Source organism: Sphaerisporangium sp. NPDC004334 (genome assembly GCF_053602655.1).
The window spans coordinates 1-16,924 of sequence record NZ_JBSGDZ010000052.1 but is presented as its reverse complement, the minus strand read 5'-3'; the positions used below and the strand labels follow the sequence as shown (position 1 = coordinate 16,924).

Below are 16,924 nucleotides of genomic sequence, written 5' to 3'. Positions count from 1 at the left end.
CGGCGCTCGTCCGTCGCTTCGGTGCGAAGCGATCAGGGGACGCCGTGGCTCTGTGTTCCGTGACGGTGAGAGGCATGCGTTCATCGTGCTTCACTCTGGCTTGACCTGCCAGGACGCGTTCTACCCGGGAGAATTTAAGCTGGGTGTAACACTCCCACCCTAAAGCCGCAGATGTGTCGTAACGTGACGAAATGGACAGTGAGCGTCTCCTTGGTGACTTCCTCCGGGCCCGGCGCGAAGCCAAGGCCGTCGAGGAGGTCGGGATCAGGCGAGTAGGCCGCCGACGGACTCCGGGACTGCGCCGCGAGGAGGTGGCGATGCTGGCCGGGGTCAGCACCGACTACTACATCCGGCTGGAGCAGGGACGCGAGCGCCGCCCGTCCGAGCACGTGCTCGAGGCCCTCGCCCGCGTCCTGGACCTGGACTCCGACGCCACCGAGCACCTGTTCGAGCTCGCGCGCCCCAGGGTGCGGCGCCGCCAGGCCGCCGCCGCCCGCCACGAGGAGGCCAGCCCGCACCTGGTGCGCCTCCTGCACAGCTGGCAGGCCACCCCGGCGTTCGTCCACGGACGCTACATGGACATCCTCGCCGCCAACCCGATGGCCGACGCGCTCTACGCGGGGCTCGGCCACCGCGACAACCTCATGCGGATGACCTTCCTGGACCCCGCCGCGCGCGAGTTCTTCTTCGACTGGGAGCAGACCGCCTACAACAAGGCCGCGATGCTGCGCGCCGCCGCGGGCACCGATCCCGACGACCCGTTCCTGCCCAAGCTGGTGGAGGAGCTGTCCGCCCACAGCGACGAGTTCCGCCGCCTGTGGGCGCGCCACGACGTGCGCAGCACCGGCCAGGAGTGGAAGCACTTCCACCACCGCGAGGTCGGCGAGCTCCAGCTGGCCTACGAGTCGTTCTCCGTCAACAGCGCGCCCGGGCAGCAGCTGGTCATCCTGCAGGCCGAACCGGGCAGCCCCTCCGAGCACGCCCTCAGCCTGCTCGCCGGCCTGGTCGCCCGCGACATCGCCCGTAGCGGCGCTTCCGGGGACCCGCGCACGGCCCCCGAACCCGAGGCCGCCCTGGCCCTGCCCGGCGGGCCGGCCACGGGAGGCCACATCGGCGTGCCCTCCGCGACCTGGCGGACCCGCTGGTGAGGACCCGTGTCGTCAGCGTCGGCCGGCGGCCGAGCGGTGGTCATGCACACGCGGGCCGGGTCCGCGCTGATCAGCGCAGGGACGGGGCGTCCAGCGGGGAGTCCACCGACACGCCGAACCAGCGCGACAGCGCCGCTCTGAGCGCCCGCCGTTCCTGCTCGCCCGGACGGGCGGCGCCGGTGGCCCAGGCCACGTAGCAGTCCGGCCGCAGCAGCAGCGCGGTGACCGGCGCGGTCGCGCCCGCGTCCCCCTCGGGTGGGCCGGCCGGGCGGCCGGCGACGGCGTCCACCCGGTCACGCCAGCCGGACGCCTCCGCCGCCAGTGAGCCGTCCTCGGTCAGGTCCAGCAGCAGCGGCCGGGCGCTCGCGGTGAGCTCGGCGAGCCGGACCGGGCCCGCCCCGGTGTCCAGCGTCAGGTCCGGAGCCCATCCTCCGACCAGCGGATGGGCCTCACCCTCCCCGCCCATGTCGTACCGGACGTCCGCTCCCGCCATCGTGGCGGCGATGTGCCGGACGGCGCCCGGGTCGCGCAGCAGCTCGCCGAACAGCTCGCGCAGCGAGGTGACATCGCCGCCCGGGGCGATCAGCGCGGACTGCGCCCGGGTGTGCATGATCACCCGCTCGGCCGCCGGTCGCCGCTCGGCCTCGTAGCTGTCCAGCAGCCCAGGCGGCGCCCAGCCGTGGATCTCGGCGGCGAGTTTCCATCCCAGGTTGATGGTGTCCTGCAGGCCGAGGTTGAGGCCGGGGCCGCCGATCGCGCTGTGCACGTGGGCGGCGTCCCCGGCCAGCAGCACGCGGCGGTCGCGGAAGCGGTCGGCCAGGCGGGTGTTCCCGCCGGTCAGCCGGCGCAGCATGTGCGGTCCCTCGCCTCGCGGCGGGCCGAACGGGACATCCACGCCGAGCACGCGCCGCAGGCTCGCGCGCAGCTCCTCCAGGGTGAGCGGGGCGGTGGCGTCCTCCCGCGCCTCCGGCTCCCACTCGGCGGTCGTCATTATCGTCCCGGTCGGGAACGGGGCGTACGCGAACATCCCGCGCTCGGTGCGGTGGTGCATGAACGGCGGGATGACGGCCCCGTAGCCGGGAAGGTCCAGCCCGCCTGTGGCCCGGTCGATGATGGTCTCCGGGACGCTGACGTGCGCGGTGCGGGAGGTGGTGTCGTCCTTGGTGACACCGGGGAAGCCGATGCCCGAGAGCTTGCGCACCGCGCTGCGCCCGCCGTCCGCCCCCACCAGGTACCGCGCGGTGAGGCGGTAGGCGCCGTCCGGTCCGGAGATCTCGACGGTGACCCCGTCGTCGTCCTGCGACACCCCGGTCAGCTCGTGGCCCCGGCGGATCTCGACGCCGAGTTCGGTGGCGCGCTCCTCCAGCACGCGCTCGGCCTCGCGTTGCGGCACCTGCAGGATGTACAGCGGGTTGTCGCGCTCGGCCAGCAGGTGCAGGTGCAGTGGCATCGCACCGAACACGAAGCCCGGCTGCGGCCTGGGCGGGGGAGATCCGCCGAGCCGCTCGTACAGGCCGCGGCGGTCGAGCATGCGCACCACCTGGCCGACCAGGCCGTTGGCCTTGCCCTCCTGGGCGCGTTCGGTCAGCCGCTCCAGCACCAATGGCCGCACCCCGGCCAGGCTCAGCTCGCAGGCCAGCATGAGCCCGTTGGGCCCGGCCCCGGCGATGACGACGTCGGCGGGCACGGCCGCGGACCGGGACTCGGGTTCGGATTCGGATTCGGACATGATGGTTCTCCTCACGTTCGGATGGCATGGCGAACAGGGCCGGCGGCGCCGGCCTGTCGATGGGCGTGCGGGCAGCGGTCGCGGCCCAGGGGGCGTCGGCGACAGCCGTTGGACGGCCGGCCCGGGGGCGGCCGGCGGTGTGAGGCCGGTGAACCGGCCGGATCACCGGACAGCGGTGTGGAGCTCAGGCGGGTGTGGAGTTCTCGGATCAGGCGGGTGGAGTCCTCGGATCGGGCAGGCCCGCGGAGATCCTGCCCAGAGCGTCGTGCAGCAGCGGCATCAGCGGGGCCGAGCCGTTGGTGCGCACCCAGTGGGCCATGACCACGCCGAGCGCGGCACCGACCGCCGCCGCCACCAGGCGCGGGTAGAGATCGCGGACGACGTCGGTGCCGGTGCGCTCGGCGACCACCGCGGCCAACTCGGCCTCGGCGATCGCGCCGGCCTTGAGAAACTCGCCGTGCATCGCCGGTTCGGCGAGCATGACGCGAAGCCCGGCGGCCCACTGGTCGCGGGACACGTCCGGCAGGGCGCCGGTGTCGTCCTTCGCCCTGTCGCCGTCCTCCCGCATGTCGAAGCGGGCCGTCACCGCGTTGACGACGGCCTCCCAGATGGGCTCGGACGCCGGCCGGGCGCGGAGCTCCTCCGCGATCAGCCGGGCGCGGTCGAGGTGCCGTGAGGCGATCGCCTCGGCCTTGCTGGAGAAGTAGTTGTTGAACGTGCGCGGAGAGACCCCGACTTCGGCGGCGATGTCCTCCACCCGGACGTTGTCCCAGCCGCGCTCGACGGTGAGCCGGATGGCCGCCCAGCTCAGGGCGATGCGGGTCTGGAGCTTCTTGCGTTCTCTCAGCCCCGCGCCGTCCTGTCCGATGTCCACGCCCCCGACTCTAGCAGTAAGTGCGTGATCAGAAAAGATGCGGGACGCGCAGTTTTTGGACGGCGTGCCGGGGCGTCGAGCGGCAGGTCGGCCGTCCCGGAATCGTCCCGGCGCCGCGCGACGGCGCCGGCGGAGACCCGTGCGCCGAAGCCGGGGGTGGCTCCGGGTTGAGTAATTAGGTTAGGCAAAGCTAAGTTAAAGCGGGAGGCGCGACCTGAAGGAGGCAGCCCATGGCCGTCGGCACCGAGGAGACCGCGGGTCCGGAGGCCGTGGAGGTCTCCGCGTACCGGGTGTTCCGCGTGCGGGTGACCCGCGTGACCGGGCTCGGGCCGAGCTTCACGCGCGTCACCTTCACCGGCGACGACCTGGACCTGTTCGCCGGCCACGGGCTCGACCAGCGGATCAACCTGCTGTTCCCGATCCCGGGTCGCGGCTACCCGCACCTGTCGGAGGGCGGCGACTGGTACCGGCGGTGGCGGATGCTGCCGCGGGAGCACCGCAACCCCATCCGCACCTACACCGCGGGCGCCGTGCGCCCCGGCGCCCGCGAGCTCGACATCGACTTCGTGCTGCACGGGGCCGCCGGCCCGGCCTCCCGGTGGGCCTGTTCGGCCCGGCCCGGCGACCCGCTGGTGGTGGTCGGCCCGGACGCGCGCCATCGCGGCCCGGCCACCGGCCGCGAATGGGCTCCGCCGCCGGACGCGACACGCCTGCTGATCGCGGGCGACGAGACCGCCGTCCCGGCCATCGCCGCCATCGCCGAGTCCCTGCCCGGCCACGTGCACGCCGAGGTCATCCTGGAGGTGCCCGACCCGGCGGACACCCGGGTCCTGCTCGTGCCGCCCGGCGTCCGCGTCACCTGGCTGCCCCGCGGCGGCGCGGAGGCGGGCGGGCACGGCCACGCCCACGGCGAGCGGCTGTCCGCCGCCGTCCGCGCGGCCGCGGCCCGCCTCGCGCCCGCCGCACAGCCCCCGGCCGGTGCCGTCGCCGGCGCGGCCGGCGGCCGGGAACAGGGGTCCGCGCCGGCGCCGGAGCCGCAAGAGTCCGTGGCGGCGCTCGAACGGCGGGCAGCCGCGGTGGCGCTGGAACGGCGGGCATCCGCGGCGGCGCCGCAGGAGCAGGAGGAGGACGACGACCTCTGGGAGGTCCCCGACCCCGGAGCGGCCGTCCAGGGCGGCTTCTACGCCTGGCTGGCCGGCGAGGCCGGGATGGTCACGGGACTGCGCCGCCACCTGGTCGGAGAGCTGGGCGTCGACCGCCGGACCGTCGCCTTCATGGGCTACTGGCGCCACGGCCGCCCCGGCGGGGAGTGAACCGCCCGCCCGGACGGCCGTCTCCCCCTGCCGGTGGAGACGGCCGATTCACCAGATCGCTGAGGAGAGGATCGTTCATGCGGGTCGTCATGTTCGGCTACCAGACGTGGGGCCATCGCACCCTGCAAGCCTTGCTGGACGCGGGTCACGAGGTCGCGCTGGTGGTCACCCACCCCAAGAGCGACCACGCCTACGAGAAGATCTGGGACGACTCGGTGGCGGAGCTGGCCGCCAAGCACGACGTGCCCGCGCTCCTGCGCAACCGCCCCGACGATCCCGCTCTGCTCCAGGCGCTGCGCGACGCGGCACCCGACATCATCGTCGCCAACAACTGGCGCACGTGGCTGCCGCCGGAGGTGTTCGACCTCCCCCCGCACGGCACGCTGAACGTCCACGACTCGCTGCTGCCGTCGTACGCGGGCTTCTCCCCGCTGATCTGGGCCCTCATCAACGGCGAGGAGCAGGTCGGCGTCACCGCCCACCGCATGAACGCCGAACTCGACGCGGGCGACATCGTGCTGCAACGCGCCGTAGCGGTGGGTCCGCGCGACACCGCCACCGACCTGTTCCACAAGACGGTCGACCTGATCGGCCCCATCGTGCGCGACGCCCTCGAACTCATCGCCTCGGGCCGGGCCACGTGGGTGCCCCAGGACCGCAGCAAGGCCAGCTTCTTCCACAAGCGGTCCATCGAGGACGGCCGCATCGACTGGACCTGGCCGGCGCGGGACCTGGAGCGGCTGGTGCGAGCGCAGTCGGACCCCTATCCCAACGCCTTCACCTACTACCGCGGCGAGCGCATCCGCGTGGTGTCGGCGGCCGTGTCGCAGGCGCGCTACGGCGGCACCCCCGGCCGCGTCTTCATCCGCGAGGGGGACGGGGTGGTCGTCGTCAGCGGCGCCGACGCGCGCGGCGGGCGGCGGCACGGCCTGGTCCTGCGGCGGCTGCGCACCGAGGACGGCGCCGAACACGCGGCCACCGACTACTTCCGCACCATGGGCGGCTATCTCACCGCCCGGCCCTGACCGCGGCGCGCTAGTGGGCCGCCTCCGCGCGCCCGGTGTCGTGGTGGCGGCTCATCGGGATGATCAACGGGGTGCCGCTGACCGGGTCCGTCGTGACCTGGCAGCGCAGGTCGAAGATGTCCCGCACGGTCCGCGCGGTGATGACCTCGGCGGGCGCGCCCTCGGCGACGACGCGGCCCGACTTCATGGCGATGACGTGGTCGGCGTACCGGCACGCCTGGTTGAGGTCGTGCAGGACCATCACGATCGTGCGGTTCTCGCGCCGGTTGAGGTCGGTGATCAGGTCGAGGACGTCGATCTGGTGCGCCAGGTCCAGGTAGGTCGTCGGCTCGTCGAGCAGGAGCACCTGGGTGCCCTGCGCGACGGCCATCGCGATCCACGCGCGCTGGCGCTGGCCCCCGGACAGTTCGTCGACCGCGCGCCCGGCCAGGTCGGTCATGCCGGTGGCGGCCAGCGCGCCGTGGACGGCCTGCTCGTCGGCCGCCGACCACTGCCGCCACCAGGTCTGGTGCGGCGAGCGGCCCCGCGTGACCAGGTCGATGACCGTGAGACCCTCCGGCGCGACCGGTGACTGCGGCAGGATGCCCAGGCGCTGGGCCAGCTCCCTGGTCGGGATCGACTGCAGCGCGCGGCCGTCCAGATGGACGGCTCCCCGGCGCGGCGCCAGCAGCCGCGCCAGCGCCCGCAGCAGCGTGGACTTGCCGCAGGCGTTGGCACCGACGATGGCGGTGACGCGCCCCGGCGGGACGACCAGGTCCAGGCCCTCGACGACCGGCCGGTCGTCGTAGGCCAGGTGCAGGCCGCTCGCCCGCAGGTCCGGGTGGATGGTCGACATGCGTTCAGCCTCCTGAGCCCGCGCGGTTGGCGCGGATGAGCAGCCAGAGCAGGATCGGCGCGCCCAGCACACCGGTGACGATTCCGACCGGCAGCTCCGTGGCGGGGAGCAGCTCGCGCGCGGCGAGGTCGGAGGAGAGCACGACCAGGGCTCCGGCCAGCCCCGAGGCCACCGGCGGCGGCCAGGCGGTGCCGGCGAGCCGCTGCGCGATCTGCGGCGCGGCCAGGGCCACGAAGGCGATCGGCCCGGCCGCCGCGGTGCCGAAGGCGACCAGCCCGACCCCCGTGAGCAGCAGCGTGAACCTGACCCGCTGCACCGGGGTGCCGAGGCCGGCGGCGACGTCGTCGCCGAGCTGGAGCGTCCGGTTCAGGCGGCCCAGCGTCAGCGCGAGCGGCACCAGCACCGCCATGGCCAGGGCGAGCGGGGTGACCTGGTCCCAGCCCCGGCCGTTGAGGTTGCCCACCAGCCAGCCGAGCGCGGCCTGCGCCTGGAACCGGCCGCCCTTGGCGACCAGGTAGTCGGTGGCGCTGGTGAAGATCCACGACAGCCCGATGCCGACCAGGATGATCCGGTAGCCGGTGGTGCCGCGGCTCCACGCCAGCAGGTAGACGAGCAGGCCGGTGACCAGCGCGCCGAGCAGCCCGAGCGCCTGCGGCCCGAGCCCGCCGTCCCACCCCAGCACGATGCCCGCGACGACGGCGGCGCCGGCGCCCTGGGTGAGCCCGATCATGTCCGGGCTGGCCAGCGGGTTGCGGGTCATGGTCTGGAAGATCGAGCCGGAGACGCCGAAGGCGATGCCGGTCAGCAGCCCGACCAGAGCGCGCGGCAGCCGCAGCTCGCGCACGACCAGCAGCGTCCCGGGGTCGCCCTGCCCGGCCAGCGCCTTGACGACCGAGGTGAGGCCGATCGGGTAGTCGCCGACCGAGACGCCCCAGCACAGGACCAGGAAGGTGGCGACGGCGAGCGCCACGCACACGGCGACCAGGCGGGGGCGCAGGAACCCGGAGACGGGCGGCACGGCCAGCCGGAATGAGCGGCGGGAGGTGACCGGGGCGGTGCCGGCCGGAGGGGCAGGGGTGGGGAGGGCCATGCTCAGACCTCCGCGAGCCGGCGCCGGCGGACCAGGGCGATGAAAAACGGGCCGCCGATGAAGGCGATGAGGACGCCGGCCTGGATCTCGGTGGGCCGCTCGGCGACCCGTCCGACGATGTCGGCCGCCAGCACCAGGCAGGGCGCGAGCACCGCCGACAGCGGCAGCAGCAGGCGGTGGTCGGGGCCGAACCCGGTGTGCTGGGCGAGGATCCGGGCGGCGTGCGGCACCACGAGCCCGACGAAGACCACCGGGCCGATGACCGCCACCGCCGCGCCCGTGAGCAGCGTGACGGCGACCGCCCCCTGAAGCCGGACCAGCCCGAGCCGCCTGCCCAGCGAGGCCGCCACGTCGTCGCCGAGTGCCAGGCTGTTGAGCGCGGGCGCGCAGGCCAGCGCCAGCGCCGTGCCGAGGGCGATGAACGGCAGGATGCGCAGCACGGTGTCACCGTCCTGGTCGGCGAGCGAGCCGGCCGACCAGAAGCGGTAGCGGTTCAGCGCGTCCGGGTCGGTCAGGACGACGGCGTTGGTGAGCGAGAACAGCAGCGAGCTCACGGCGACTCCGGACAGGGCGAGCTTGACCGGGGTCAGGCCCGAGCGGCCCAGCCCGCCGAGCAGGTACACCACGACGCTCGCGGCGAGCGCGCCCGCGAAGGCGAACCAGATGTATCCGTACAGTGACCCGACGCCGAGCACCGCGACCGACACCACGATCGCGAACGCCGCGCCGGCGCTGATGCCGAGCAGGCCGGGGTCGGCGAGCGGGTTGCGCGTCAGGGCCTGCATGAGCGCGCCGGACAGCCCGAGGGCCGCGCCTGCCGCCAGGCCCAGCGCGGTGCGGGGGACGCGCACCGACCAGACGACGTTGCCGGCCGTCTGGTCGGGCGCGTGCCCGAGCAGCGTCCGGACGACCTGGTCGAGGGGGAGGGCGCGGGCGCCGAGCGCGATCGAGAGCAGGCAGAGCGCGACGAGGGCCGCGCCGAGCAGCGCCACCAGGACGGCGGGACGCCACCGGCGCGTCATCGGGCCGGTCTCACGTTCCGTCTTCCCCAACTTAGGTAAGGCACGCCTTAACTGTAGCCCCAGAGTCGGGCGGTTTCCTCTGGTGCTGATCTACCAACTTAGGTAATGCTTACCTTAGTATGACGCTCGCTTGAGGTCGCTTTGGCGGTTTTCATCCGGTTTTGGAGGCTAGGTCACCTGTGTCGGCTACTGACGAAGTGATGGCGTACTGGCACCGGCGGCTCGCCCCGCTTCCGCAGGAGACGGTCCTCCCGATCGACTTCCCGCACCCGCCGGCACCCACCGCGGGCCGCGAGACGCGCGTCCGCACGCTGGCCGGTCCCGCCTTCGCTTCGGCGGGCGATCCGCGCGAAGACGCCGGCCCCGAGGACCGCCTGCTCGCCGCCTACGTCGCGCTGCTGTACCGCTACGGCGGCACCGGCGATGTCTGCGTCGGGTACGACGGGTTGCCGCTGCGGGTCGGGCTCGACGGCGGCACGGGCTTCGGCGAGCTGGTCCGGCGGGTGGCCGCCGCCCGCGAGGAGGCTCGCGCGCACCGCGTCCCGCTCTCCCGCCTCGAGGCGGACCTGCGGCCCGAGCCGACGCGCGGCGGCGGCCTGTTCTTCACCACGGCCGTGGCGATCGGCGACGTCCGGGCGGCGCCCGCCGCCGGACCGCTGGACGCGTCGCCGGATGCCGCTGGACCGCTGGACGCGTCGCCGGATGCCGCTGGACCGCTGGACGCGTCACCGGAGGCCGCCGGACCGCTGGACGCGTCACCGGAGGCCGCGGGACCGCTGGATGTGTCACTGGAAATCGTGACGGTGGCGGGCGCGGAACCGCGCGCGGCCGCCGCGACCTACGAGGCGCGCCTGACCTACCGCCCCGACCTGTTCCACGGCGCGACCGCCGACCGGATGCTCGGCCACTACGAGACGCTGCTCGCCGACGGGCTCGCCCGGCCGCAGGTCGCGGTCGCCGAGCTGGAACTGCTCACCGCCGAGGAGCGCCGCCGCGTCCTCGCCGACTGGAACGACACCGCCCACGAGGTCCCGTCGCTCACCTGGCCCGAGATGTTCGCCGAGCAGGTCCGCCGCCGGCCGGACGCCGTCGCCCTCGTCTTCGAGGACCTCGCCCTCACCTACGCCGAACTGGACGAGCGCGCGAACCGGCTCGCCCACGCGCTGATCGCGCGCGGGGCCGGGCCCGAGCGCGTCGTCGGCCTCGCCCTGCCCCGGTCGGCCGAGCTGATCGTCGCCGAGGTGGCCGTCCTGAAGGCCGGCGCCGCCTACCTGCCGCTGGACACCGACTACCCGGCCGGCCGCATCGCCTACATGCTGGCCGACGCCGCGCCCGTCTGCCTGGTCACCACCGCCGACTGTCTGGTCACCACCGCCGGCGCCCTGGACGGGATCCCGCCGTCCGACGGCGCCGGCGTGCTGGTCCTCGACGCGCCGGAGACCGCGCGCGAGCTGGCGGCCCGCCCGGCCCACGACCCCTCCGAGGCCGACAGGGGACGGCTGTCGGCGCTCAACGCGGCCTACGTCATCTACACCTCCGGCTCCACAGGACGTCCCAAAGGCGTGGTGCTGTCGCACGCGGGCGTGGCCAAGCTGGTCGCCACCCAGAGCGAGCGGTTCGGCGTCGGGCCGGACAGCCGGGTCCTGCAGTTCTCCTCGCCCAGCTTCGACGTGGCCTTCTGGGACCTGTGCCTCGGCCTGCTCTCCGGAGGCCGCCTGGTCGTCGTGCCGTCCGAGCTGCGGGTGCCCGGCGCGCCGCTCGCCGACTACGCCGACGCCAACGGCATCACGTTCATGATCCTCCCCCCGGCCCTGCTCGCCGCGATGCCGCAGGACGTACGGCTGCCGCCCGCCGCCACATTGCTGGCCGGCACCGAGCGGGTCTCGCCCGAGCTGGTCGGCCGCTACGCGCGCGGCCGGATGATGTTCAACGCCTACGGCCCGACCGAGGCGACCACCAACTCCACCCTCGGCCTGTGCGACCCCGACATCCCCTCCGGCGCCATCGTGCCCATCGGCGTCCCCGACCCCGGCACCCGGGCCTACGTGCTGGACGCCCGCCTGCGGCCGGTGCCCGCCGGGGTCGCCGGCGAGCTGTACCTCGGCGGGGCCGGCCTGGCCCGCGGCTACCTCGGGCGCGCGGACCTGACCGCCGAACGGTTCGTCGCCGACCCCTTCGGCCCGCCGGGCGAGCGGCTGTACCGCACGGGCGACCTGGTGCGGTGGAGGTCCGACGGACGGCTTGAGTTCCTCGGCCGCGCCGACTCGCAGGTGAAGATCCGCGGCTTCCGCGTCGAACCCGGTGAGATCGAGTCCGTGCTGCGGGGGCACCCGGCCGTGGACCAGGTCGCGGTGGTGGCCCGCGAGGACCGGCCGGGCGACCGGCGGCTGGCCGCCTACGTCGTCCCCTCCCTCACCGCCGGGCCGGGCCGCGAGGAGACCGAACAGGTCCAGAAGTGGAAGGACCTGCACGAGCTGCTCTACTCGGCCGCGGGCTCGGAGGGCTTCGGGGAGAACTTCGCCGGCTGGAACAGCATGTACGACGGCCTGCCCATCCCGCTCGCCGAGATGCGGGAATGGCGGGACACCACGGTCGCCCGCATCAGGGAGCTGCGACCCCGCCGGGTGCTGGAGATCGGCGTCGGCAGCGGGCTCATCCTCTCGCGCCTCGCCCCCGGCTGCGAGGTCTACTGGGGCACGGACCTGTCGCAGGAGGCCGTGCGGACGCTGCGCGCCCGGGTCGCCGCCGAGCCGAAGCTCACCGGCCGCGTCGAACTGCGCGCCCAGCCCGCGCACGACGTCACCGGGCTGCCCGAGGGCCTGTTCGACACCGTGGTCGTCAACTCCGTCGCCCAGTACTTCCCGAGCGCGGAGTACCTGTCCGACGTGCTGCGCGAGGCTGGGAGGCTTCTGGCCCCGGGCGGCAGCGTCTTCGTCGGCGACGTGCGCAACCTGCGGCTGCTGCGCTGCCTGCGAGCCGCGGTCGAGTCCCGTCGCGGCGCGTACCCGCAGGACAAGAAGGCCCTGCTCTCCGTCGTCGACCGCTCGGCGAACTGGGAGGGTGAACTGCTGCTCGACCCGGATTTCTTCGCGGCCCTCCCCGGCTTCACCGCCGACATCCGCCTCAAGCGCGGCGCCGTCCACAACGAACTGACCCGCTACCGCTACGACGTTGTTCTACGCAAGCACGAGCCCCAGCCGGACGCCGCAAGGCCCGCCCCGGCCGAATCCGGATCCGGGACCGGGGAAACCCGGCCCGACGTGGAGAAGTCCGGACGGGCCGAGCTTCACGAGGGGGAGCCTGGGCGGGCCGAGCTTCGCGAGGAGAAATCCGGACGGGCCGAGCTTCGCGAAGGGGAGTCCCGGCGGGCCGAGCTTCGCGAGGAGGAGATCGGGTGGGCCGAGCTCGGAGGGATGCACGGGCTGGAAGCGCGCCTGGCGGCGGGCCCCGCCCGGCTCCGGGTCGGCGCGGTCCCCAATGCGCGGCTCGCCGAGGACCTCGCCGCACTGTCCGCCATCGAGGACGGCGGCCGTCCCGCGCCGCCGGTGGAGGCCGCCGACCCCGAGACCCTGCACGCGCTCGGGGCCCGCCACGGCTACCAGGTGGCCGTGACCTGGAACGGCCACGTCGACGACGGCGGCCTCGACGTGGTCTTCGCCGCCGGGGACGTGCCCCTCGGCGCCCTTTACCGTCCGGCCGCCGCCTTTCCGCACGCCAACCGTCCCGCGCCGTTCCGCGATGTCGCCGCCCTGATGAGGACCCTGCGCTCGTACGCGGCCGAACTGCTGCCCGAGTACATGATCCCGTCGGCCTTCGTCCCCCTGGACCGGCTCCCGGTCACCCCGAGCGGCAAGCTCGACGGCTCCGCGCTCCCCGCGCCCGAATACACCGCGCTCAGCTCCGGACGCGCCCCGCGCGGCGCCCGCGAGGAGCTGCTGTGCGCCCTGTACGCCGAGGTGCTGGGCCTTCCGTCCGTCTCCGCCGACGACGACTTCTTCGCCTTCGGCGGCGACAGCATCGTCGCGATCCGGCTGCTCGTCCGCGCGCGCGAGGCGGGGCTGCGGCTCACCTCCCGCGACGTGTTCCGCCACCGCACCGCCGCCGCGCTCGCCGAGGTAGCGGTGGACCGCACGGCCGGCGGACCCACCGGACCGGGCGGCACGGGCTCGGGCTCGGGCTCGGGTTCGGGCACGGGCCCTGACATCGGTACGAGCACCGTCATCGACATGGATGGCGGTGACGGCGGGACCGCCCTTGACGGGGCGGGCGCCGCCGGAGCGGTGCCGGGCGCGGCGGACGCGCCGTTTCTGCGGCTCGCGGAGGACGAGCTCGCCGAGGTGCAGGGTGACCATCCGGTCGCCGTCGAGGAGGTGCTGCCGCTCAGCCCGCTCCAGGAGGGGTTCTACTTCCACTCCCTGGTGGACGGCGCGGACGGCGACGCCTATGTGGTCCAGCAGATCATCGAACTGGCCGGTCCGGTCGACGGCGAGTCCCTGCGCCGAGCCGCCCAGGGGTTGCTGGACCGGCACGCTCCGCTGCGGGCCTGCTTCCGCCGGCGTCCGGACGGACGGCCGGTACAGATCATCGCCGACCGGCTGGAGCTGCCCTGGCGCGAGGTGGACCCGTCCGGGGACGACGAGCAGCGCCGGGCCGTCGCGGACTCCGTCGCGGCCGAGGAACGCGAGCGCCGCTTCGACCTGGCCCGCCCGCCCCTGGTGCGGTGCGCGCTGGTCCGGCTCGGGCACGACCGAAGCGTCCTGGCACTGACCTTCCACCACATCGTGGCCGACGGCTGGTCGCTGCCGATCCTCCACCGCGAACTGATGGCCCTGTACTCCGCCGTTTGCGAGGAGGCTTCGTCGCGGGTACCGGACGCGGGGGCCGAGGTGGCCGGGTCGCCGCCCGCGACTCCGTACCGGGAGTACCTGCGCGGCCTGGCCTCCGCGGACCGGGACGCCGCGCTCGCCGCCTGGCGGGCCGCGCTCGCAGGGCTTGACGAGCCGACCCACCTGGTGGGCGCCTCGGCGGGCGGTGCGCGGCTGAGGCCGGGGCAGGTGCGCGTCGAGCTGCCCGAGAGCGTCACCGCGCGGCTCGCGGCACGGGCGAGAGGGCACGGGGTGACCCTCGGGGCGGTCGTCCAGAGCGCGTGGGGTCTTCTCCTCGGACGCCTGACCGGCAGCCAGGACGTCGTCTTCGGCACCACCGTCTCCGGCCGGGACACCGAGGTGGACGGCATCGAGTCCATGGTCGGCCTGTTCATCAACACCCTGCCGACCCGCTTCCGGTGGCGGCCCGCCGACAGCCTGGCCGACCTGGCAGGGCGGCTCCAGGCGGAGCAGACCGGCCTGCTGGACCATCAGCATCTCGGCCTCGCGGAACTCCAGCGCGCCGCCGGGCTCGCCGGCCGTGGCGAGCTGTTCGACACCCTCGTGGTCTTCGAGAACTACCCCGCGGAGACCGGTGCGGCCGACCCCTCGGGAACGCTGAGGATCAGCGGCCACGAGTTCCACGACGCCGTCCACTACCCGCTCGCCCTGATCGCCAAGCCGGGACGCCGGCTGGACCTGCGGCTGAAGTACCACGCCCAGCGCCTCGACGACGAGGCCGTCCGGCGGATCGCCGACCGGTTCACCCGCATCCTGCGCGCCGTGGCCGACGATCCCGCGCAGACCGCCGCCCGCGTCGGCCTGCTGTCGGACGGCGAGGCGGCGCGGGCCCGGCTGGCGGGCGAGGAACGGGAGGTCGCCGAGACGACTCTGGCCGCCGCCTTCGAGGCCCAGGTCGCCCGGACGCCGCAGGCCACGGCCGTGATCTGCGAGGCCGAGTCCCTCACCTACGCGGAGCTGGACGCGCGCGCCGAGATGCTCGCCCGCCGCCTGCGGGCGCGGGGCGCGGGCTCCGGGCGGTTCGTCGCGGTCGCCGTCCCGCGCTCGGCGGAGCTGATGGTGGCCCTGCTCGGCGTGCTGAAGTCGGGCGCGGCCTACCTGCCGCTGGACATCGACTACCCGGCCGACCGCATCGCCCACATGCTGGCCGACTCGGGGACGAACACGGTGGTGACCACCGCCGCCGCCTCCCGCCGGCTCCCCGAAGCGGGTGCCGTCACCCATCTCCTCCTCGACCCCCCGGCAACCCCGGCCGAGCCGCGCTCGGCCGGGGCACGGCCGACCGGTGTGACGGCCGCGGCGGCCGCGGGCCGGGCGACCGGTGACGTCCACGGGGTGGGCTCTGTGGTGGGCGAGGTTCACGGAGTGGGCTCTGTGATGGGGGGCGTCCACGGGGTCGGCTCGGTGGCCGGTGATGTCCAGGGGGCGGATTCCCCGCTCGGGAGCGCCGGGCCGGACGACCCGGCGTATCTGATCTACACGTCGGGATCGACCGGCCGCCCCAAGGGCGTCGTCGTGACCCACAGGGCGATCGTCAACCGGCTCGCCTGGATGCAGGGTGAGTACGGGTTGCGCGCCGACGACCGTGTGCTGCAGAAGACGCCCTCCAGCTTCGACGTGAGCGTCTGGGAGTTCTTCTGGGCGCTGTGCGAGGGCGCCGCCGTGGTGCTCGCCAAGCCCGACGGGCACCATGACCCCGTCTACCTGGCCGGGCTGATCGGCGAGCAGCGGGTCACGACGATGCACTTCGTGCCTTCAATGCTCGAAGCCTTCCTGAGCGCCGGCGAGGTCACCACCGACCTGTCATGGGCGGCGAGCCTGCGGCGGGTGTTCAGCAGCGGCGAGGCCCTGCCCGGCGCCGCCGCCGCGCGCTGGCACGCGCTCACCGGAGTGCCGCTGCACAACCTGTACGGCCCGACCGAGGCGGCCGTCGACGTGACCTACCACCCCTACGACGGATCGATCGGCGCCACCGTGCCCATCGGCCGCCCGGTGTGGAACACCGGGCTGCGGGTGCTGGACTCCTGCCTGCGCGCGGTACCGGCCGGCGTGCCCGGCGAGCTGTACCTGACCGGCGTCCAGCTCGCCCGGGGATACCACGCCCGCCCCGGCCTGACCGCCGAGCGGTTCGTGGCCGACCCCTGCGGCGCGGCCGGCGGCCGCATGTACCGCACCGGAGACCTGGTGCGCCGCCGCGAGGACGGCGTCGTCGAGTACCTCGGCCGCACCGACCGGCAGGTGAAGCTCCGGGGCAACCGCATCGAACTGGGCGAGGTCGAGGCCGCTCTCACCGCCCTGCCCGCCGTGGCCCGGGCGGCGGTGACCGTTCGCGGATCCACCCTGGTCGCCTACATCGTCCCGGCGAAGCCCCCCGGCCCGGCCGGAGACGGCGCCGTTCCGGCCGGGAACGGAAAGCACGGGTCGGACGCGGTGAGGGGCGGCGCCGCTGTGGAGGCGGGCGGGGAGCGTGGTCGGGATACGGCCGGAGACGGCGCCGCCGTGGTGGGAGGGGGGGAGGGCGGGGTCGACGTGGCCGCGCTGGGCGCCGCCCTGGCCGGGACGCTGCCCGCGTCCATGCTGCCCGGGGCGTACGTCGAGCTGGACGCCCTGCCGCTGACCCCCAGCGGCAAGCTCGACCGTGACGCCCTGCCCGCCCCGCGGGCGGTACGCGCGACGGCGCGCGCCCCGCGGGACGAGCGCGAGCGCGTCCTCACCGAGATCTTCGCGGCCGTGCTGAAGCTCGGCGAGGCCGGCGTCGACGACGACTTCTTCATGCTCGGCGGCGACAGCATCAGCTCGATCGGCGTCTCCAGCCGCGCCCGCCGGGCGGGCCTGACCCTGAGTCCCCGCGACGTCTTCGAACACCGCACCCCCGCCGCCCTGGCCGCCGCCCTCGGCGCCGCGACCTCCGGCGCCGCGACCTCCGGCGCCGCGACCTCCGGCGCCGCGACCTAAGTGGTGAAGAGCGGGGTGATGGGAGTGGGGGAGATCTGGTTCGTGTA

Annotated in this window: 9 protein-coding genes; 4 read left to right on the top strand and 5 right to left on the bottom strand. The window is 74.4% G+C overall.

Going from position 1 to position 16,924, the window contains the following annotated elements:
* The first annotated feature begins 191 nt into the window (after nt 1-191).
* Nucleotides 192-1,148 carry a helix-turn-helix transcriptional regulator gene (locus tag ACWEN6_RS39120; RefSeq protein ID WP_452577093.1) on the top strand — a complete coding sequence of 319 codons (957 nt, stop codon included), beginning with the start codon at nt 192-194 and terminating at the stop codon, nt 1,146-1,148.
* Nucleotides 1,149-1,218: 70 nt separating this feature from the next.
* Here the strand turns inward: ACWEN6_RS39120 and ACWEN6_RS39115 are convergent, their stop codons facing one another.
* Entirely contained in the window at nt 1,219-2,877 is a 1,659-nt protein-coding gene (locus ACWEN6_RS39115; RefSeq protein ID WP_452577091.1) for an FAD-dependent monooxygenase, read from the bottom strand.
* A gap of 208 nt (nt 2,878-3,085) precedes the next feature.
* Nucleotides 3,086-3,751 (bottom strand): TetR/AcrR family transcriptional regulator, encoded by a 666-nt coding sequence (locus ACWEN6_RS39110; protein WP_452577089.1) that lies wholly within the window; start codon nt 3,749-3,751, stop codon nt 3,086-3,088.
* Between the two features lie 230 nt (nt 3,752-3,981).
* Here ACWEN6_RS39110 and ACWEN6_RS39105 point away from each other — a divergent pair, with 230 nt between their 5' ends.
* Together ACWEN6_RS39105 and ACWEN6_RS39100 are read left to right on the top strand one after the other, a co-directional pair.
* On the top strand, nt 3,982-5,064 hold the full coding sequence (locus ACWEN6_RS39105; protein ID WP_452577088.1) for a siderophore-interacting protein: 1,083 nt from the start codon (nt 3,982-3,984) through the stop codon (nt 5,062-5,064).
* 77 nt (nt 5,065-5,141) lie between these two features.
* Entirely contained in the window at nt 5,142-6,089 is a 948-nt protein-coding gene (locus tag ACWEN6_RS39100) for a methionyl-tRNA formyltransferase (protein WP_452577087.1), read from the top strand.
* Nucleotides 6,090-6,099: 10 nt separating this feature from the next.
* Here ACWEN6_RS39100 and ACWEN6_RS39095 read toward each other — a convergent pair whose 3' ends face one another.
* The 3 genes from ACWEN6_RS39095 to ACWEN6_RS39085 are packed head-to-tail and all read right to left on the bottom strand — an operon-like array spanning nt 6,100 to nt 9,036.
* Complete coding sequence (locus tag ACWEN6_RS39095; protein WP_452577085.1) at nt 6,100-6,924, bottom strand: ABC transporter ATP-binding protein; 825 nt, start codon at nt 6,922-6,924, stop codon at nt 6,100-6,102.
* A gap of 4 nt (nt 6,925-6,928) precedes the next feature.
* Nucleotides 6,929-8,014 carry a FecCD family ABC transporter permease gene (locus ACWEN6_RS39090; RefSeq protein WP_452577083.1) on the bottom strand — a complete coding sequence of 362 codons (1,086 nt, stop codon included), beginning with the start codon at nt 8,012-8,014 and terminating at the stop codon, nt 6,929-6,931.
* A 2-nt stretch (nt 8,015-8,016) separates the two neighbouring features.
* Nucleotides 8,017-9,036, bottom strand: coding sequence for a FecCD family ABC transporter permease (locus tag ACWEN6_RS39085; RefSeq protein ID WP_452577081.1), 1,020 nt, complete (start codon nt 9,034-9,036; stop codon nt 8,017-8,019).
* A gap of 200 nt (nt 9,037-9,236) precedes the next feature.
* On the opposite strand from ACWEN6_RS39085, the gene ACWEN6_RS39080 reads away from it, so the two are divergent.
* On the top strand, nt 9,237-16,877 hold the full coding sequence (locus tag ACWEN6_RS39080) for an amino acid adenylation domain-containing protein (RefSeq protein WP_452577079.1): 7,641 nt from the start codon (nt 9,237-9,239) through the stop codon (nt 16,875-16,877).
* Nucleotides 16,878-16,924: the final 47 nt, after the last annotated feature.